General features: G+C 61.4%; 17 protein-coding genes and 2 pseudogenes. 4 read left to right on the top strand and 15 right to left on the bottom strand.

Features of this window, described 5'->3' with window-relative positions:
• Positions 1-3: 3 nt before the first annotated feature.
• The 4 genes from NKH01_RS28975 to msuE all read right to left on the bottom strand — a co-directional run bounded on the left by NKH01_RS28975 (position 4) and on the right by msuE (position 4,025).
• A complete protein-coding gene (locus NKH01_RS28975; RefSeq protein ID WP_353023589.1) occupies positions 4-1,065 on the bottom strand; it encodes an ABC transporter substrate-binding protein in 1,062 nt (353 codons plus the stop codon).
• Positions 1,066-1,134: 69 nt separating this feature from the next.
• A complete protein-coding gene (locus NKH01_RS28970) occupies positions 1,135-2,247 on the bottom strand; it encodes an LLM class flavin-dependent oxidoreductase (protein ID WP_353023587.1) in 1,113 nt (370 codons plus the stop codon).
• 22 nt (positions 2,248-2,269) lie between these two features.
• Positions 2,270-3,433, bottom strand: a complete 1,164-nt coding sequence (locus NKH01_RS28965) for an acyl-CoA dehydrogenase family protein (protein ID WP_353023585.1) — start codon at positions 3,431-3,433, stop codon at positions 2,270-2,272.
• 31 nt (positions 3,434-3,464) lie between these two features.
• Complete coding sequence (gene msuE / locus NKH01_RS28960) at positions 3,465-4,025, bottom strand: FMN reductase (protein ID WP_353023583.1); 561 nt, start codon at positions 4,023-4,025, stop codon at positions 3,465-3,467.
• Positions 4,026-4,485: 460 nt separating this feature from the next.
• On the opposite strand from msuE, the gene NKH01_RS28955 reads away from it, so the two are divergent.
• Positions 4,486-5,166, top strand: coding sequence for a peroxiredoxin-like family protein (locus tag NKH01_RS28955; RefSeq protein ID WP_353023581.1), 681 nt, complete (start codon positions 4,486-4,488; stop codon positions 5,164-5,166).
• A 36-nt stretch (positions 5,167-5,202) separates the two neighbouring features.
• Positions 5,203-5,709 carry a cupin domain-containing protein gene (locus NKH01_RS28950; protein ID WP_353023579.1) on the top strand — a complete coding sequence of 169 codons (507 nt, stop codon included), beginning with the start codon at positions 5,203-5,205 and terminating at the stop codon, positions 5,707-5,709.
• Between the two features lie 718 nt (positions 5,710-6,427).
• Here NKH01_RS28950 and NKH01_RS28945 read toward each other — a convergent pair.
• The 4 genes from NKH01_RS28945 to NKH01_RS28930 all read right to left on the bottom strand — a co-directional run bounded on the left by NKH01_RS28945 (position 6,428) and on the right by NKH01_RS28930 (position 11,547).
• Complete coding sequence (locus tag NKH01_RS28945) at positions 6,428-7,123, bottom strand: SDR family NAD(P)-dependent oxidoreductase (RefSeq protein WP_353023577.1); 696 nt, start codon at positions 7,121-7,123, stop codon at positions 6,428-6,430.
• A 665-nt stretch (positions 7,124-7,788) separates the two neighbouring features.
• Positions 7,789-7,914 (bottom strand): AraC family transcriptional regulator, encoded by a 126-nt coding sequence (locus tag NKH01_RS28940; protein WP_353023661.1) that lies wholly within the window; start codon positions 7,912-7,914, stop codon positions 7,789-7,791.
• Between the two features lie 3 nt (positions 7,915-7,917).
• Positions 7,918-9,909 carry a CocE/NonD family hydrolase gene (locus NKH01_RS28935; protein ID WP_353023575.1) on the bottom strand — a complete coding sequence of 664 codons (1,992 nt, stop codon included), beginning with the start codon at positions 9,907-9,909 and terminating at the stop codon, positions 7,918-7,920.
• A 75-nt stretch (positions 9,910-9,984) separates the two neighbouring features.
• Positions 9,985-11,547, bottom strand: coding sequence for an ABC transporter substrate-binding protein (locus NKH01_RS28930; RefSeq protein WP_353023573.1), 1,563 nt, complete (start codon positions 11,545-11,547; stop codon positions 9,985-9,987).
• Positions 11,548-11,651: 104 nt separating this feature from the next.
• Here NKH01_RS28930 and NKH01_RS28925 point away from each other — a divergent pair, with 104 nt between their 5' ends.
• On the top strand, positions 11,652-12,473 hold the full coding sequence (locus NKH01_RS28925) for a helix-turn-helix domain-containing protein (RefSeq protein ID WP_353023572.1): 822 nt from the start codon (positions 11,652-11,654) through the stop codon (positions 12,471-12,473).
• Here NKH01_RS28925 and NKH01_RS28920 read toward each other — a convergent pair.
• Positions 12,436-12,597: pseudogene (locus NKH01_RS28920) on the bottom strand (LysR family transcriptional regulator); the annotation flags it as partial. The gene NKH01_RS28925 and the pseudogene NKH01_RS28920 sit on opposite strands and share 38 nt — an antisense overlap.
• 527 nt (positions 12,598-13,124) lie before the next feature.
• Between NKH01_RS28920 and NKH01_RS28915 the strand changes: the two are divergent.
• Positions 13,125-13,288 (top strand): annotated as a pseudogene (locus NKH01_RS28915) (IS3 family transposase); the annotation flags it as partial.
• Between the two features lie 87 nt (positions 13,289-13,375).
• On the opposite strand, the gene NKH01_RS28910 reads toward NKH01_RS28915, so the two are convergent.
• The 6 genes from NKH01_RS28910 to NKH01_RS28885 all read right to left on the bottom strand — a co-directional run bounded on the left by NKH01_RS28910 (position 13,376) and on the right by NKH01_RS28885 (position 18,424).
• Positions 13,376-14,335 carry a sugar phosphate isomerase/epimerase family protein gene (locus NKH01_RS28910; RefSeq protein WP_353023570.1) on the bottom strand — a complete coding sequence of 320 codons (960 nt, stop codon included), beginning with the start codon at positions 14,333-14,335 and terminating at the stop codon, positions 13,376-13,378.
• Positions 14,332-14,586 carry a MurR/RpiR family transcriptional regulator gene (locus NKH01_RS28905; protein WP_353023568.1) on the bottom strand — a complete coding sequence of 85 codons (255 nt, stop codon included), beginning with the start codon at positions 14,584-14,586 and terminating at the stop codon, positions 14,332-14,334. The genes NKH01_RS28910 and NKH01_RS28905 overlap by 4 nt, the downstream gene beginning before the upstream one ends.
• An 80-nt stretch (positions 14,587-14,666) precedes the next feature.
• Positions 14,667-15,689, bottom strand: coding sequence for a Gfo/Idh/MocA family oxidoreductase (locus NKH01_RS28900; protein WP_353023566.1), 1,023 nt, complete (start codon positions 15,687-15,689; stop codon positions 14,667-14,669).
• A 10-nt stretch (positions 15,690-15,699) separates the two neighbouring features.
• Complete coding sequence (locus tag NKH01_RS28895; protein WP_353023564.1) at positions 15,700-16,674, bottom strand: ABC transporter permease; 975 nt, start codon at positions 16,672-16,674, stop codon at positions 15,700-15,702.
• Positions 16,674-17,450, bottom strand: a complete 777-nt coding sequence (locus NKH01_RS28890; protein WP_254819833.1) for an ATP-binding cassette domain-containing protein — start codon at positions 17,448-17,450, stop codon at positions 16,674-16,676. The genes NKH01_RS28895 and NKH01_RS28890 overlap by 1 nt, the downstream gene beginning before the upstream one ends.
• A gap of 17 nt (positions 17,451-17,467) precedes the next feature.
• Complete coding sequence (locus NKH01_RS28885) at positions 17,468-18,424, bottom strand: ABC transporter permease (RefSeq protein ID WP_353023562.1); 957 nt, start codon at positions 18,422-18,424, stop codon at positions 17,468-17,470.
• Between the last annotated feature and the right edge of the window lie 21 nt (positions 18,425-18,445).

The raw sequence follows: 18,445 nt of genomic DNA, 5'->3' as shown, positions 1-18,445 counted from the left end.
TCCCTACGCCGTCAACACGTCGGCATAGACGCGCTCGGCGAATTCCTGCGGATCGGTCGAGTTCTTAAAGACCTGCACGTCGCGCAGTTCCTGCGCATAGAGCGCGATCTCCTGCTTGAGGTCGGCCCCTGTCGGGTTGTGGCCGTGCGTCTGGTCGAGCAGCACGCCCACCAATTGCTCGATGGTCTTGTCCTTGGGTGCGTTGGGAAGGAATGCCTTGGCGGCGATCTCCGGCTTAGCGACCGTCAGATCCTGCGCTTCGAGCAGGGCTCGCGTAAGAGCTGACGCCGTCGGCAGATCGTCGCGCACGAGGCTCCCCGTCAGGCCGACGATGCAGCAGACGCGGTTCTCGAAGCCGTGATCGAGATTGGACGCGATCTGAAGGTATTTCGGATCCTGCAGCCAGAAATACGCCTTGGGATCACCGTCGGCGATGGCGTGGATTTCGCCCTTCTCGGCCGCAAGCTGCAGGAGCTCGCCCGGATACTGACGCCATTCGACATCGGCGACCGGATCGAGGCCTTCCTTGTGGAGCAGGATCGAGAAGAAGTTCTTGCCGGGGCTGGCGAGATCGGAAATGCCGATCGTCTTACCCTTGAGTTGCTTGAGGTCCGTGATGCCGGCCGACTTGAGCGCCACGAGCCGCGAGCAGCCGCCATGGGTGCCTGCCGTGATCTTGACGTCAAAGCCCTGTTCCAGCGCTTTCAGCCAGCGCAGCGCCATGCCGACGCCGCCATCCGCCTTGCCGGTCGCTATGGCTTCCAGCAGCGCCTCGGTCGAGGCGCCGAAATTGACCAGCTCGACCTCAAGCCCGTATTTCTTGAAGATGCCCTGCTCCTGTGCGACGAAGACGGGTGCGAGGCAGATCGCCGAGGCGTTGGTGGCGAATTTGATCTTCTTCAGTTCTCCGGCCGGCGCCGTGGCCTGCGCCCAGAGGCTGCTCGCGGACACAGCGCCGAGTGGAGCTGCGAGGCCGAGTGCTCCCGCCGTCTTCAGGAACGAGCGGCGGTCGAGCCCGCCGATGAGTGAGTCACTGCGTGCCGATGCGAAAGTCTTCCAGGTCATGTTCGTTTCTCCTAAGGGTGCCGTGCCGGATTTATGGGAGCGCTTAGCCCGGTGGTCTTGCGCCCGAGGCTATTCCGCAGCTTGGGCATGCGTGCCGTCCCGCGCTGCGATGAGGGCCCGCACGCGCGGGATGAGATCGCGACCGTAATGGAAGGCATCTTCAAGCGGATCGAAGCCGCGGATCAGGAAGGTGGTGACGCCAAGATCGTAATAGTCGAGCATCGCGTCGGCGACTTGGTCGGTCGTGCCGACCAGTGAGGTCGAATTGCCTGCCGCTCCGGTCAGGGCAGCGATTTCAGTCCACAGCCGCTTGTCGAGACGCGTCCCTTGCGCGGCCGCGGCCAGCAGCCGGCGCGACCCTTCGTTCGGTGGTTCGGCGGAACCGCTCTTCGCATTGATGTTAATCAGGCGCTCGCCGGAAGCACGCAAGGCCTTGGCGCGCTGCAGGATGCTGTCGGCCTTGGCCCACGCCGCCTCTTCGGTATCGGCGAGGATCGGGCGCAGCGACAGGCTGAAGCGCGGCGAGCGGCCATGGGGCGCGGATGCGGCGCGGATGCGCTGGATCGTCTCGGCCACCTGCGCGTAGGTCTCACCCCAAAGCGCGTAGATGTCTGCGTGCTTGCCGGCGACCGCGATCGCGGCCTCCGACGAGCCGCCGAAATAGATCGGAATGCCGTCCGGACCTTGCGGCTTGACCTCCGAGAAGCCGCCGGCGACGCGATAATATTTTCCGTCATAGTCGAACGGCTTCTGGCTCGTCCATTCCTGCCGCACGATATCGAGATACTCGCTCGTGCGGGCGTAGCGCTCGTCCTTGGTCAGATGGTCACCGTCCTGCGCGAGTTCCTGATCGTTGCCACCGGTTATGATGTGGACCGACACGCGGCCGTCGCTTAGATGATCGAGCGTCGCAAGCTGGCGCGCGGCAAGCGTCGGCGCAGTAAAACCCGGCCGATGGGCGATCATCAGCTTCAGGTTTCGCGTGATACCGGTCACATACTGACCGACGAGGATGCTTTCCGGCGAGGTGGAGTGGAAGGCGAGCAATACACGGTCGAAGCCGCCATTCTCATGGATCGCGGCCGCAGCTGCGATGTGGGCGCGGTCGATCACAGGACCGGACCGGGCGATCGTCTCCGAGGCGTTGAAATTTCCGATGTAACCGATGAATTCGACTGGCATGAGTGAATCTCCGTCGTTTTAATCAGATGCCAAGAGCAAGCCGGCCGGCGCCGAGCCGGACCGTGTCTTCCTGCGGGCTGTGGATGCGCCCGCACAGCACGTCGCGGTGATGGCGCTCTAGCGGATTGTGGCGTGAGATGCCGTGATTGCCGGTGAGCTTCAGCGCCCTTTCGACCGCGGCAATCGCGTTCTCCGTGGTGACAACCTTGATCAGGCCGACTTCCGACAGGGTGAAAGGGCGTCCTTCGTCGACATCGCGCGCCGCCGACGAAATCAGGCGGCGGTTGACCGCGATCAGTTCCTCGATCTCGCCGACCGCCTGCTGGATGCGGGGAACCGTCGCAAGCGGCTGGCCGAGGTTGGTCGGCACGCGCTCCTTAAGGAAGCGCACTAACCAGTCGCGCGCTGCTTCCGCGACGCCCGTATAGAGCGCGCCAGGCAACGTACCGAACCATGCGGCCTGGCCCTCGCCGCGCGTGTCCCATTCGGCCGGAAGACGAATATCGGCAGCGTGATCGAGCGGAATGCGCACATCTTCCAGCACGGCGTCGTGGCTCCCGGTGGCGCGCATGCCGAGCGGATTCCAGGTCTTCTCGATCCGCAGGCCGGGAGTATTGGCGGGAACCAAAAAGCCGCCGACACGTGGCTCGGCTTCGTCCGTCCGCGCCCAGACGATGGCCCAGCTGAGACCCTCCGCGCCCGTCGAATAGATTTTTCGACCGCTGATCGACCAGCCGTCGGCCGTGCGCCGCGCGGTGGTGGCGGGCAGTCCTCCACGTACCGGAGTACCGAGCTCGGGCTCGACGCGGAACGCGTTGATCAGGGCGCCGTTTTCGACGGCGTCGACGATGACCTTTCGCACGAGGTGCTCTGGCCAGCGACTCTTGGGCAGCGTGGCAAGGTTGATGTACTGCATGATCAGGATGAGCGCGGTCGACGGCTCGCCGCGCGCGATTTCGCGGATCACGTCGGATGCTTCGGCGAGGCCGGCGCCGGCGCCGCCGAATTCGACCGGCGCCGTCAGGGCGATAAGACCGGCATCATGCAACCGAAAAATGTTCTCGTGCGGAAACGCAGCGCTTTCATCGTAGTCGCCGGCGGTCTTGGCGAATGTTCGCGCCAATTCGGCCGCCACCTCCACGGACGTGAGTGCGTTGATTCTTGGGCGAAGCGGAGTGACCGTCATCCACGCATCCCTTCAGCCTCCGACGACGGCATCACTCGGCAGCCACGGCGTGTTGCAATGCTCGCGGGAAGAATGCGCCGAGTTCGGCGACTGCCTGTTCGGCACGGCGGCGGATGGGCTCGGAAGCGAGGTGGTAGTCGGAAAAATCCCGGTCGGCCGCATAGACTGCGCTCGGCAGCGTATGCGCCATGAAGAAGCCGAACAGCGGGCGCAGCTGATGCTCGACGATCAGCGCATGGCGATCACCGCCGCCGGTCGCGGTCAGGATCACCGGCTTGCCTTGCAGGGCGAGCGGGTCGACCAGATCGAAGAAATGCTTGAACAGCCCGGTATAGCTGCCTTTATAAGTCGGCGATCCGACCACGAGCACATCGGCCGAAACGATGTTCTGCACTGCCTGCCGTGCAACTGCGTCGAGGTCATTGTAATGACGAGCATTACCCAGGGAAGGACCGATATCGGTCAGGTCGTGGAGCTGCGTGCGAAAGCCGTATTGCTCGGCTGCAAGTTCGGCAACCGTCTCAGCCAGCGCATAAGACTTGGAGGGGCGACTGAAATTGCCAACTAGACCGACCAGTTTTGCACCAGACATGCAAGTTCCCTTCACCATTGAAATTCCAGCACTTTTCGAGATCGTGGCGCGTTACGCCAAATTCAATCAGGTGTTCGGTTTCTTAATGTCTACAATATTTATAGAACTTGAAGACAAGGAGTCCGGGACGTTCCGAATGTTCGCGGTCCGTTAGAAAATCATGCTTGGTACGGAGCCTTTCATGGAACCGCTACGCCCGCGTTTTTCCGGCCGGCCGCGTGCCGGACCGAGGTGGTTTTCGCCTGGCCTTGGCTTGCCGATTTCGGTTGCCTGCCGATCAGGGTTCGGCAAAACTCCGCGGTCTGTCCGCTCGAATTAGACAATTCGTTGCGCGGCGAAATCTTCCGCGCAATTTTTTATCTCGCGCCGAGACATTGCAACTTTATCCTGAGTGGAACGCGATGGGCTCGCCATCGCCTGTACCGCTTCGGCGGCCAATCCTCACCGACGGAGAAGACCGATGGCACAAGCGCAATCGCTCAACCAGACGCTCGCTGAATTCCAGGCCGAACGGGCGCTGACGATGCCCGCCGACAGACTGAAGATCAATGTCGACCAGCGGCGCCTGCTCGTCGAAACCGCCGACCACTCGGCCTTCGTGAAGGCAGGCGACACCGTTGGGTCTTTCGGATTGACGGAAGTGGATGCCGGTCCGCTGTCGCTCTCAGAGCTTCTGAAGAACGGGCCGCTCGTCCTGATCTTCTTCCGCTTTGCCGGCTGCCCCGTCTGCAACATCGCCCTGCCCTATTACAGCCAGCATCTCGCCCCCGAACTGCGCAGGCTGGGTACGACGCTGGTTGGCGTCAGCCCGCAGGTTCCCGAAAAGCTGCGCGACATCAAGGATCGCCACCAACTGGATTTCCTGATCGCGACCGACGCGGGCAATTCACTGGGACGCCGCCTCGGCATCCTCTATTCATTCGACGAAGCCTCGCGCCGCCTTTCGGTCGAAAGCGGGAGCCCGATCGGCGAGGTCACCGGAACGGGAACATGGGAGCTTCCGATGCCGGCTGCGATCATCATTGATCAGACGGGCACGGTGCGATTTGCCGATGTCAGCCCCGACTGGCTTGTGCGCACCGAACCGGTCGATATCATCGCGGCCGTCCAGGCCATCATAACCCGCGCCGCCGCTGCTTGACTAGATACGACCGGCACAAAGAAAGACGAGGCGACTTTGACCAAAGACCACGGCCACGACGGCCGCCATTATGAGCATGATCATGACCACACGCCGGTCGACTGGCGCGAGAATGGGGTAAAAGTCATCCCCGGGAATTCGCTCGACCCCAACACCGCCCAGACGCCCGGAATGAGCCGGGCGACGGCGATCAGCAAGGCGCGGGCGGGTGCCGAAAAGATCTGGGCCGGCACGGTGACCATCCACGCCAACGCCAAGACCGGCGCGCATCACCACGGCGATCTGGAAAGCATCATCTATGTGGTCAAGGGCAAGGCGCGCATGCGCTGGGGCGACAACCTGGAATATGTCGCGGAAGCCGGTCCCGGCGACTTCATCTATGTCCCGCCCTACGTGCCGCATCAGGAGATCAATGCCAGCCGCGACGAGACGCTGGAATGCGTTCTTGTCAGATCAGGCCAGGAGCCGGTGGTCGTCAATCTGGACATTGAACCCGTGGAAGCACCCGAGGAGGTGCTTTGGATAGATCCTATTCACAGGTGACAGACACCTTGGATGTCCCGTTTTTGCCGTTCCGCCTTTCTCGCTCACGCTAGCCTTCGTCGGTAGAGGTGGCGTGATGCTGATAGTGTTTAGTGGCCTGCCTGAAAGCGGAAAGACAACGGTCGCGAGCAGACTCGTAGCCAGACGATCTGCAACATACCTTCGGATCGATACGATCGAGCAGGCGATCCGCGACGCGCAGGTCCTGACCGCTGAAGTCGGACCTACAGGCTACATCGTAGCGCCGCCTTGGCAGAATCGAACCTCGCTGCTGGAATACAGTCATTGCCGATTGTGTGAACCCGGTCGCCGAAAGCCGTGCGGCTTGGCGCGCGACAGCACATCGCGACAGGTCTGCCCTGTTTGATATCGAAGTCGCCTGCTCCGATCCGACTGAGCATCGGCGGAGGGTGGAAAACGCGGACCGTCGACGTAGATGGATTGATCCCCCCGACGTGGCAATCCGTCCAACAGCATGAATATGAGCCGTGGCAGACGGAACGCCCGGTGTTGGACACTGCCCACCTATCGCCCGACGATGCGCTGGAGATGATTGAACGATATCTTGCCACTAGCGCGCCGTGAAAGCCCGGCCGTTGGTTGGTACGAGAGAAGGATATCCTGTCCGTCCGTATTGCGGCCGGCGAACTGGAACTGAAGTCGCAAGGCAGGATCGTCCAGAGGCGCGATGGCCAAGGCGCATAGGTCCCGGAACCCGTCAAAAATTCTCGACCCACGGCCGGAGCTCGAGTTCCGAGGTCGACGCACTGCGATGCTGTCGATGGATCGCCGGATAGACCTCGGCAATGGCATCGGGGGATAACCAACGATCCGGTGAGTCGACACCGGAAGTCCGGCCGGCATTGACAGACGCGATCCCGCCATCAATGACGAAATGCGCCACATGAATGTTCTTCGGAGCAAGCTCGCGCGCCATGGATTGCGCCAGTCCGCGCAGCCCGAACTTCGGCATGGCAAAGCCGGCGGAATTTGCAAAGCCTTTGACGCTCGCCGTCGCGCCGGTGAACAGGATCGATCCCGAACCGCGAGCCAACATCCGGCGCGCCGCTTGCTGGCCAACGAGAAATCCGCCAAAGGCCCCGACCAGAAGCGCCTTCCTTACGCCGTCGGGATCGAGATCGGCAATCGATCTAGGGACCCGGCAACTTGCGTTGAAAACCGCGAGCGAAAGCGGGCCGATCTTGTCGACAGCCGCGAAGAGATTGTCCACAGAGGCAGTATCCGAGACGTCCGCTACGATCGCTTCAGCCCCGGTTTCGGCGATCAACGGCTCAGCTTCGCAATATCGCGGGCCGCCATCACCACGCGAAAAACCCTCGCGGGTCAGAAGCTTGGCCAGCGATGCGCTCAGGCCCGATCCCGCGCCTGCAATGATGGCAACTTCCGATGTCATGGAATTTCCTTCGGCTCGCTGTCAGTCGGGCACAGGCAACGCGCGTTGGACGGTAATCGCTGAAGTTACTCGCCGATTCACGTCTTCCTGATCATCCGCCGGCGCTCTCGCAACGTCAGCTGAGCCACACACGCCTAATCATGAATACGACGGCGAACATCCTCGCGGGATAGGTTGGTGTCGCCAGCAAAAAACCACTTCAAGTGACCGGTCGGCCGCTCCTTCGCAGGAACGAAAATGGAAGAGAAGGAGAACTTTCGTGTGCAGTTTTTGCACACGATCTCCCATAACTATTTGATTTTATTTATCAGTCCGTCCCATTCCCATCCATCATTGGCACTACAGTTTTGTTGACTGTTCTCGCTGGAGGCGGTTCGAGTCCATGCCGTGGGCCACTTACGAAAAATCAATAAAATCAGACTGTTATAGGTATGTTTTGGTGGGCCCGGAGGGACAAAGTTCCCCATAGGAAATCAATATGTTAGAGGATGGTTTGCCAACCCGTTTCCCCCGTAATCTCTCGTATGGTCGGGCGAACCTAAAGACGATGAACGAGATTAATTCCTGGCTTAGGGATATAGCAGCATCTCGGATTTCGGGAGTCTCGAGCAGAAATCGGACTTGGCGCAGCTGCATCCGGTTACGAACTCACGTCACGCATTAGTTCACGCATTGGTAGAGCCGCTTGCGCATCGGTTCGGATGCCTTACATGGGTCGGGGTGATGCCGGTGTGCTGGCGAAACACCCGGCTGAAATGCCCGGCATTGCCGCAGCCGCAGCGATAGGCGATCTATTACATGTGGTCACGCGGGATGCGGGAATTGCGCTCGCGCTCAAACACCTTGCGGCCCTCATCCAGTGCTTCGATCCGTTGCGACACCACCCATTCGGTCGACGTGCAGGAGAGATGCGTGGTGCAATGGCTCTGCGTTCGCCAGCCTTCCCGCTCGGCACGGCACGTCCAGCGGATCTCTGCCGTCAGCGATAGCGGGTTATCGGGCGCTATCGACCATACCTCCTGCCGGATGTCGCGCGTGCACAAGCCGTTGCCCGGATGGCGGCTAAGACCTGTATCCTCATGCACCCGGTAGCGCGTCACGCCGTTTTGCAGATCGCGTTCAACAGAGCGGCCCGACGATCCGTCCGTCAGGACCTCGTAGCGGGGCAGAGGATCGGGATTGGATGGCTGCGGGATTTCGACCCTGCGATGCTCGCCAAGCAGCGGCAGTTCCAATCGCAGCGTGGCAAGATCGATCGTCAGCGTTGCGTCGCAGGGCGGCGGCAGGATCGTCGGCCAATAGGCGCTCGACAAGGACAGACGCAGACGGTGGCCGGGCGCAAAACGGTAGCCGCACGCATCGAGCACCAATGCGATCTCGACCGTCTCGCCGGGCTTCAGGGGCTGTGGTTCGGCATTGCCGTTGCGATGCGAGAGGTTAAGCGCACCGTAGCTGACGCGCGTCGCTGCGCCGTCGGGATGGACGTCGACGAGCCTGACGGCAAGGTTGGCAAAGTCGGCATCGCTGGAAAGCGACAGCTTTGCGAGCGGCTGGCCAAACACGACGCATTCCTCAGCAAGGACGGCGCTGTCAAAGGTGAGCGATCCAGCATCGTCGACACGCTGGTCGCCGGCCATTTCCGAATCCGGCCTCCGCGGGAAGAACTCTCCCGCAGCGATGCCCGTATCTTGAGGGGAGTGCAGAAGGGTTTTTCCTTCAGCATGCGATGAATTGCACCGAGCAAGCCTGCCCGAAGCGTCCAGGCTAAGGACGAGTGTGTCGGGAACGTCCCATGTGTCCATGGCAACCCAATAGCCCGGGTCGGTCTCGCGCCGGCGGCCGGGTCGCGGCCCGTCCAGGATATAAGCACGCAGCCTCGGCGTATTCTCCACCTTGTTGTCTTCTGCGCACAGCCAATGCCGCCACCATGAAATTGCCTCGGCATGAAAATCGGCGCGGGGCTTCGGATAGGCGAAATGCGGATACTTGTGAATCCATGGACCGATCAGGCCCCAGGCCATTTCCGGCATCCCGGCAACCGCCTTCAAGGGCGTGTTGCGGTAGCCGTCGGCCCACCCGGCAATCACCAGTGCTGGAACAGAAAACCCGGGAAAATCCTCGCAGACCGAACCGTGACGCCAGAAGTCGTCGCGGCGTTGGTGGGACAGCCACTCCTCCATGAAGAACGGCTCGCCTTCCAGGCGCTCGAGCCACATGTCGCGCCAGCGTTCTCCGACAAGATCGGGGTCGGGGGATCGCGACTGGTAGGCATTCATCGTCGCCGCCCATGACAGTTGCGCCGACAGATGGGCACCATTCTTGTAATGGATGTCGTCATTGTAGCGATCGACGGTGGACGACAGCGAAATCACGGCCTTGAGAGCAGGTGGCTTCAAGGCCGCCACCTGGAGTGCGTTGAACCCGCCCCAGGAAATTCCCATCATGCCGACATTGCCGTTCGACCAGTCCTGCGCTGCGATCCATTCGATAACCTCGACGGCATCGGCAAGCTCGCGCGCGGTATATTCGCCGTCGATCACGCCGTCGGATTCTCCGCAACCGCGAATGTCGACACGCACGCCCGCGATGCCCGCCGTCGCGAAGACCGGATAGGTGGACTCGTCACGCGCGGCGGTGCCGTTGCGTTTGCGATAAGGCAGGAATTCGAGCACCGCCGGCACCCCGCCAGGAGCCTTTTCGGGCATCCAGATGCGCGCGGCGAGCCGGGTGTCGTCTTTCAGGACGATCCACTCATTTTCAATGACACGGAAATTCCTGTTCGTCATGCGATCAACCACCAAAGCTCCACTCGGTGGCAAGCGCACTATCCCGCCGCCGGAAAGGTACGATCATTTCCCGGTTCAAGCCTCCAGCCAGACCCGGCTGGCGATGCGGCCATTGGAAAAGTCATTGCCAATATCGGGAACAAAACCCTTGAGATGGCTCGTGCAGGCGTTGATGAAGTCGTTGAATACCGGCAGTATCAAGCCGCCCCCATCTCGCACCATCAGCGCCATGTCACGGTAGAGTACGCGCCGCTTGGTCTCATCCAGTTCACCGCGCGCCTGCACCACCATCTTGTCGAAGTCGGGCCGCTTGAAGCGGGTGTCGTTCCACTCCGCGTTGGAAACGTAGGAAGTGGAATAGCGTGCATCCTGCGTCGGACGTCCACCCCAAAAGGAGGTGCAGAACGGCTTGACGTTCCAGACTTCCGACCAGTAGCCGTCACTCGGCTCGCGCTGCACATTAATCTTGATGCCGGCCTTTTCCGCGCTCAATTGGAAAAGCTGGGCCGCATCGACCGCGCCGGGGAACGCCGCCTCGGAAGTGCGCAGCAGGATCGGATCCTGAAGACCCGACTTCTTGAAATGGAATGCGGCCTTGTCGGGATCGTATTTGCGCTGCTCTATGTCGGTAGGCGCGAGCGCATAGTTGGCGTTAATCGGGTAATCATTGCCAATGGTGCCGAACCCGCCCAGAACCCGCTTGAGGATAGCCTCGCGGTCTATCGCATATTTGAGCGCCAGACGCAGATCATTGTTGTCGAACGGCGCGGTGTCGCAATGCATCAGAAAGGAATAGAACCCCTTGCCGGAGGTACGGAGGATTTCGACGCCCGGAACCCGCTTCAGCAACGGCACGATCTTGGGTTCGACGGTGCTGATGAAATCGACCTGACCGGACCGCAAGGCGCTGGTCCGGGCAGTCAGGTCGTTCATCACGGTAATAAGGACGCCGTCGACGTAGCCCCGGTCCTGGCGCCAGTCGTCGGTGTTTTTTTCGAAAGCGGCGCGAATGCCCGGCTCGAACGCAACCAGCTTGTAGGGGCCAGTGCCGATCGCAGCTGTCGGCTTTTCCACGCCGCCGCCCGGCTGGATCTGAAGATGATAATCGGTAAATATCAGCGGCAAGTCAGCGTTGGCCTCCTTCAGCGTCACCACCATGTCGCCCGCCCGTTCCTCGATGCGGTCTATGCCGGACAGCAGGCCGAATGCGCCCGATTGCGATTTCTTTCCGGCGTGGCGGCGCAAGGTCTCGACTGCATCGGTAACAGTAAATGCCTTGCCATCGTGGAAACGAACGTCTTTGCGTATCTTGAAGGTCCACTCCTTGGCGTCGGCCGACGGGGACCAGGATTCGGCCAGCGAGGGAACCGCCCCGCCCGTCTTGGGATCGGATTCGACCAGCGTATCGCCCCAGCAATGCGCGATCACAAAATTGACGCTGGCGGACGCCAGGGCCGGGTCGAGCGTATCGGCGGAGGCGCCGCCATCGAGCCCCAGCCGCAACTGTCCGCCGCGCACTGGTGTTTGCGCCGCGGCCGGTGACGCAAGCGAGCCTGCGGCTGCGACAAGGCCCAGAGCCACCCCCGCTTGAAGAAGATCACGGCGTGAGAGACTCGATAACCTGCTGGAAGCGCTCATTGGGTTCCCCTTTGGACTGAAGCCTTGTGGCCGATACTAGGCAGAGCCCGCGGCAACGCAATTTCGTCGCTTGAAGCGTTTTTAAGCGAGTTTATACTGTCTCCATGAGCAAGCCATGCGCCAATTTCAGCAGCAACCTGAAACTTGCCTGCAGCACCCACAGATCGGTATCCGATTTGTGCCGCACCATCGGTATCAACCGGCAGCAGTTCAACCGCTACCTCAATGCAGGAACCCTTCCTTCCGCTCATAACCTCCTGACGATCGCGGCAGCTTTTGGCCTCGAACCAGCCGATTTCGACCTGTCCCCTGGCGTCTTCCGCAGCAAATTGAGCGAGTGGCGCCGACAAACGGCCCTCCAAAGGCCGCTGGCGGACGCCTTTCCGGGTGACTTGCATGCACTTGGACCATATCTCGGATTCTACCAGGCATGGCACACGTCGCTGTCCTGGCCTGACCGGATCGTCTGCGCCTGCGCTCACTTGCGCGAGAATGGCGGACAAGTTCTGGTTTCCTCGCTTGAGCGCATCGAAGATGCCGAAAACGGCATCGTGCAGCGTTCACGCTATAGGGGGCTTGCGGCGTATCGGCACCAGCGCATCTTTTTGACGGAATTGACGCGCGGCGATGCCCCAACCTTTGGACAGACGATCCTCATGCCGTTCGAAACGTACCAGCGGCGTTACCTGCGGGGCGTCACTATGGGCATATCGTGGCGAAACAACAATCTGCCCTACGCCACCCGCACCGTCTGGCAATATCTGGGGAAACGCGTCAACAAGAGAAGTCTTATATCGCGTTGCGGCATCTATGCGCCCAATTCCGCAGCGCTACCCACGGCCGTGCTGTCTTTTCTGACCGAGGCCCAGCCGGTTGCCGCCGCGTCTGTGCAGACACCAAGACCGGATCGCCGAGCGCCTCCCTGAGCCGTGACAGGGTGCGGCTCATCGCGGAGGTGCTGAGCCGGAGCCTGAGCGCAGCCCTTGTCACGCTGCATTCCTGGAGCAGGACGTCGAGGGCGGTGAGCAGGTTCAGGTCGATGTCACGCATGGCGTTTCGCGCAAAGGTCAATCGAGTTCGTTGCGTCTGGCGCGATTTCAGGCGGCGCCACATCAGGACGGAGCAACAAACCATATCTCGGACGATACCTGAATCCATGTCGACGGTCTGTCGGGGCCGCCCCGCTACTTCGCCATAGCCGTCCTCCTCCTGACCTTGGTATCCTCGACGCGCAAGCCGATGCTTGGCGAACCTGTTGGCGAACCTCGAGGCGAACCGGGTCATAAATCTCTGATAAATAACGATAATGGTGGGCCCGGAGGATGTTTGGAAAATAAGCGTAATCAACAAGTTAGAATCCGGTGGGACCACGCTGCATTCAAATCCGTTCCAATATTTTTCAATGTTTTTGTCCCACCAAACGCGCCTTGCTCAAAGGCGTCTAGGATGGCGGAACGAGAAGCGCCTGCAGTGTGCTACGTGACGCTATTGATAGCGCTAGGAACGGACATTTTACGTCGAGCGTGCAGAGGTCCTGAGTGGGGCCGGAAACAGACGGTCCGGTTCTGGAGCGAGGTCGCCCGCCGGAGACGGAGCTGCGCTGAAGGCTGCGCGAGCTTGCCAATGAGGGAAGCCGCTTCGGCTACCGGCGGCTGTTCATCCTGCTGCGCCGGAGGGCGAACCATCGGGGATCAACCGCATCTATCGACTCTACCGAGAAGAACGGCTGACGGTTCGCAAGCCGTGACGGTCGGGAGGACGGCGAAGTCGAGATCGACTAGCGCGCGCATCCTCATCCGAGCACCCCCTCGCAAATAAGCACTCGACTCTAGATCGCCTGCGGGCTGAAATCGCTTGCGGCTACAGGGACCACGCCTCTCAGCAGAGCGATCGATTTCTCGAGCCCTTCCAGGCTGTTGAGCAGCACATCCTCGTGCTCGACAGAGAGCCAACCGTCGTAGCCGGCCATCTTCAGTCGGTAGCAGAACTTGTGCCACCACTCCTCGCCATGGCCGAAGCCGAGCGTGATGTACGACCAGCTGCGGCCGGGAATGTCCATCAGCGGACCGTTTTCAAGCAGCGAAGTGGTCGCTTGAACCGACGCATTAAGCATGGTGTCCTTGGCGTGGACGTGGAAGATCGCCTCGCCCAGCGCTTCGGCTGCAATCAGTGGATCCGCCCCCATCCAGAACAGATGCGAGGGATCGAGGTTGGCGCCGATCGCCGGACCGATGGCCGCACGGAGCTTGAGGAGCGAAGGAACGTTGTAGACACACTGGCTGCCATGTAGTTCCAGTGCGATGCGTTCGACGCCGCTCTTCTTCGCCAGATCCGCGACCTCAGCCCAGAACGGCAGCAGCTTCTCCCCCCACTGATAGCGCAACATCACCTGCGTTTCGGGCGGCCAGGAGGAGACCACCCAGTTCGGCATGAGGTCGCCTTCGCGACCGGCCGGCAAGCCCGACATGGTGCAGACCGTCTTGATGCCCATTTCTCCGGCAATGCGGATCGTGTCCTTCAGGCACCCGGCCTGTTCCGGCTGGGTGGGATGAAGGGGATTGCCGTTGGCGTTGAGGGCGATGATCTCAAGTCCCCTGTCGCCGAACGCCTTCAGGAAAGCCCGTCGCGCTTCCGGCTTCGCCTTCATCGACGCCAAGTCGAAGTGCGGCGCGGTCGACCAGCCGCCGGTGTTCACCTCGACACCCGAGACGCCGAGGCGCGCCGCGTTGTCGAGAACCGCTTCGAACGACATGCCTCCAAGACTGTCGGAAACAAAACCCAGCTTCATGATAGATCCTTTTTTTGACGCGATATGACTTCTCTTTGGAAGAAGCGGCGAAGCTGCGCATGGCTTTCGAAGCCCAAGGCCAACGCAAAGCGGCTAATCGAGATGCGGGAGACGCCAACAACGGTGGCCAGCTCGGCGCCGTTATCGATTGCCACCTCAGTCGGATTTTCCAGCGCGAACCGGGCTATGCGGAGCGTCACCCTGGAAAAGTTGGAAGAATTGCGGGCTATCCACTGCTTCAGCGCAGCCATGTCCTCAGGCGCCTGACACATTGCTGAAACCTCTGCAGGCCTTGCAGCTGAGGCTGGCCGCATCTGAGCGACAGGGGTCTTCATGGCAGCTTCGGGCGTCGATAGAGATCCGGCCTGGCGTCCATCGTGATGCCCACGCGCGCGCCGGTAGCGAGCGCCTCGATTCCCGCTTCAGCCACCCGCGCGGCGCAGTAGCCGTCCCATGCGTCGGCCGCGACTGTCGTAAACACGCCCGAACGGACGAATTCCAGGAACGCCTTGTCCTGAAGCCTGTAGGCTTCCGCGAAGCGTGGCCGCCAGTCGGGAGCATAGCGCTCGTAGGCCATCAATTGGTCGTTGCGGCGCGTGTAGACGGGCGCATTCAGAAGGACCGATCCCTTCTCGCCGACGAGCTCGCCACGAACGTCGTAACCATAGGCGGCATTGTTGTTGATCTCGATGTTGACGAGCTGGCCCTTGTCCGTCTCGAGCACCATGAAGACCGGCGCGCCGGTCTTGGTCGTGTCGACGACCGAAGGCTGGAAGACGGAGATCGCCTTGTAGTCGGTGCTGAGCACAAAGCGGGCAACGTCGAACTCGTGCGGGGCCGAATTGGTGACGGCCATCTGACCGGTGAAGTTCGCCGGCACCTCCACGTTGCGGTGGAAGTTGTGCATCATGATCGCGCGACCAAGTGAGCCATCGTCCAGTATCGCCTTCAGATCGCGGTAGGAGGGATCGAAGCGGCGCATGAAGCCGAGTTGGACGAAGCGTCGGCCGCGCGCGACCTCGGCCTCGATCACATGAAGGCATTCGTTCGCGTCCTGCGACAGTGGCTTTTCGCAAAGCACAGGCTTGCCGGCCTCGATGGCGGCCAGCGACAAGGGCGCGTGGGTGTCGTCGGGGCTGGCGATGACCACGGCATCGACGTCGCCGCGCTTGATGGTCGCGACCGGATCCGTGGTGACGTCGCCCGCGCCGTGTTCCTGCGCCACTGTCCTCGCCCGCTCGGGTGAGGCGTCGCACACGACCTGCAGGGTTGCTCCGGGCAACTCCTCCGCCACGATCCGGGCATGGTCGGCCCCCATGATGCCGGCCCCAACGATCGCAATTCTAACGGTCATGCTGCTGCTTTCATCTTCTGAGGGCCCATTGGCGAAGAGACTTGTCGCCATAGGCCGCGAGTACCACGATCACCCCGAGGATCAGCACGAACCATTGCGGCTGCACGCCCATCACGACGAGATACGATTGGATGGACGACAGCACGAAGGCTCCCATCAGCGCTCCAAGAAGCGATATGCGGCCGCCGGCCAGCACGCACCCGCCAAGCACGCAGGAGGCGATCGCCTGCAATTCCATGAGACGACCCATCGACCCGTCCGCGAAACCGAGCTTGCCGGCCTCCAGCGTGCCGGCGAACGCCGCCAGCATTCCGCACAGCACGAACGCGGACAGCTTGATGCGACCGACGCGGACGCCACGGGAGTGAGCGCTTTCTGCCGATCCGCCGACGGCGAGCAGCCGGTTGCCGAAAGGCGTCGCCTTCAATATCACCAGTAGGACGGCGACTACGGCGATCAGCCAGTAAAGTGCGGTGTTGAAGTCGAGGAAATCGTCACCGCCGAGCAGGAAATAGCTCCATCCCTTGCGCGCGGCATAAGGAATGGAGAATGAGAACCCCTCGGTCAGCGCGATTGCAGTGCCTCGAAAGATCATTAGCGTCCCTAGCGTGACGATGAGGGACGGCGTGCCGGTCCGGGTCACGAGCAGCCCATTCAGTAGGCCTATAGCCGCACCCAGGATGACCGCGGCGGCGGCCGCTGCCAGCGGATCGACATGTGCTGCGAGCCACAGATAGGCCAGCGCGCCCATGCCAAACGTCGAGCCCACGGAAATGTCGATCTCGCCCGTTCCGATGACCAGCGCCACCCCCAGGCTCATCAGGCCAAGTGTGGCCGTCACCTGGACGATCGTCCCGATGTTGTAGAGATTGGCCCATCGGCCATCCGAGGTCGACGCGAACAGGATGACCAGGACCGCGCCGATAAGAAGGATGCCGACCTCGGCGTGACGTCGTATCAGGGGTTTGGCGGCCGACAAAGCCATCAGGCCGTCTCCCGCTTCTCGACCACACGACCGCCCTGACGGATGACTTCCTCCAGCTCCTCGGCCGTCATCGCATCAGTCGACGCGTCGGCGACCTTCGCGCCGTTCTCCATGATGACGATGCGGTCCGCGAGCTTGTGGACCTGGAAGATGTCGTGGGTAATGTAGATCACTAGCAGGCCCTGTTCCTTGAGCTGCACGGCAAGCTCATTGACGTGTTCGCGTTCGCGTACCGACAGGTGATTGGTCGGTTCGTCCATGATGACGACGCGGTTCTTGAATTCGACCGCCCGGCCGATCTTGACCGACTGGCGCTCACCGCCCGACAGGCGTTCCACCTCATCGTCAGTGGATACGTTGTCGCGAAGTCCGAACTGCCGGATGACGCGGGCCGACTTCTCGCGCATCAGCGCGAAATCCAGAAATGGAATGCCGAGGATGCGCTTCACTGGCTCCCGCCCGAGATAGAAATTGCGGGCGATCGACAGATTGTCGCAAAGACCCACCGACTGTTGGATGGTTTCGATGCCTTGATCTATGGCGAGCTTGGGATGGAACTTCTCAACCTTCCTGCCATCGAAGAAGACCTCCCCGGAAGTCGGCGCATGAATGCCGCATAGGACACGGATCAGCGTCGTCTTGCCGGCGCCGTTGTCCCCGACGAGGCCTACCAGCTCACCTGCGTGGAAGTCGACGGAGACGTTCCTGAGCGCATGGAAGGCGCCGAAGTAAAGGTCGAGGTTCTTGACCTGGATGAGGGGATGATCGTTCGTCATTCGGGCGCGCTCCCGTGTCAAACGCTGTGCCCGAGGCGCCGGGCCAGGCTCTGATTGAAGATTACCGCCGCGATAAGCACGACGCCGACGAAGGTGATGTACCAGGACGATGGCGCTCCGAGCGCAATCAGCTCGTAGCGGAAGCTCACCACGATGAGTGCGCCCAGGATGGCGCCCAGGATCGAACCGCGGCCACCGGTGAGCAGACAGCCGCCGATGACCGCGGCGGAGATTGCCTCCAGCTCCATGTTCTCGCCAAGCGTCACGTGGGTCTGCGGTTGGTTGCACAAGGTCAGGATCCCGGCAAAGCCAGCCAGCAGCGAGCAGAGTACGAAGGTCACGATCTTGACCCTCTCGGTCCGAACGCCTCGCGATTCGGCGCTTTCCCGCCCGCCCCCGGTCGCAAGCAGTCGGTTTCCGAACGGCGTTGCCCACAACATCAGGCCGAGAAGCGCAGCAATCGCCACAATCCAGAAAATCGCGGCTTCGACGCCGAACAACTCACCGCCCAGAACTCGTGTCAGCGGATGGGCGCGCGCGTCGGGAGAGAAATTATGCACTGATCCGCCCGTCCAGACGTAGATGATGCCGCGCGCGGTGAAGAGGCCGCCCAGGGTTACGATCATTGACGGCAACTGCCCCTTGACCACGGCAATGCCCTGGACCAGGCCGGCAAGCGCCGCAATGAGAAGCGCCAAGAGCAGCGAACCGGGAACGCCAAGTGGCGGCTCCAGGGTGATGAAGGAAACGCCCGCCAGCCCGTAGACCGAACCCACCGATAGGTCGATTTCCTTGGTCATAATGACCAGTGCCTCGCCCATCGTGACGAAGGCGAGGATGGATGCAAACTGGGTCACGTTCGACACGGTCTGAACCGTCCACCAGCCGGAAAAGTCGACAAGCGTAAAGACGGCAAGCATGACCGCGACGCCGATGACCGCGCCAAAACCCTGGCTGCGAACAAGGTGTTTCATTCAGTTTTGTTCCGCTGTTCC

Origin of the sequence: Mesorhizobium sp. M1403, from assembly GCF_040317695.1 — a bacterium.
Lineage (GTDB): Bacteria > Pseudomonadota > Alphaproteobacteria > Rhizobiales > Rhizobiaceae > Mesorhizobium.
The sequence above is the reverse complement of the archived record's forward strand: the minus strand, read 5'-3'. Positions and strand labels throughout refer to the sequence as shown.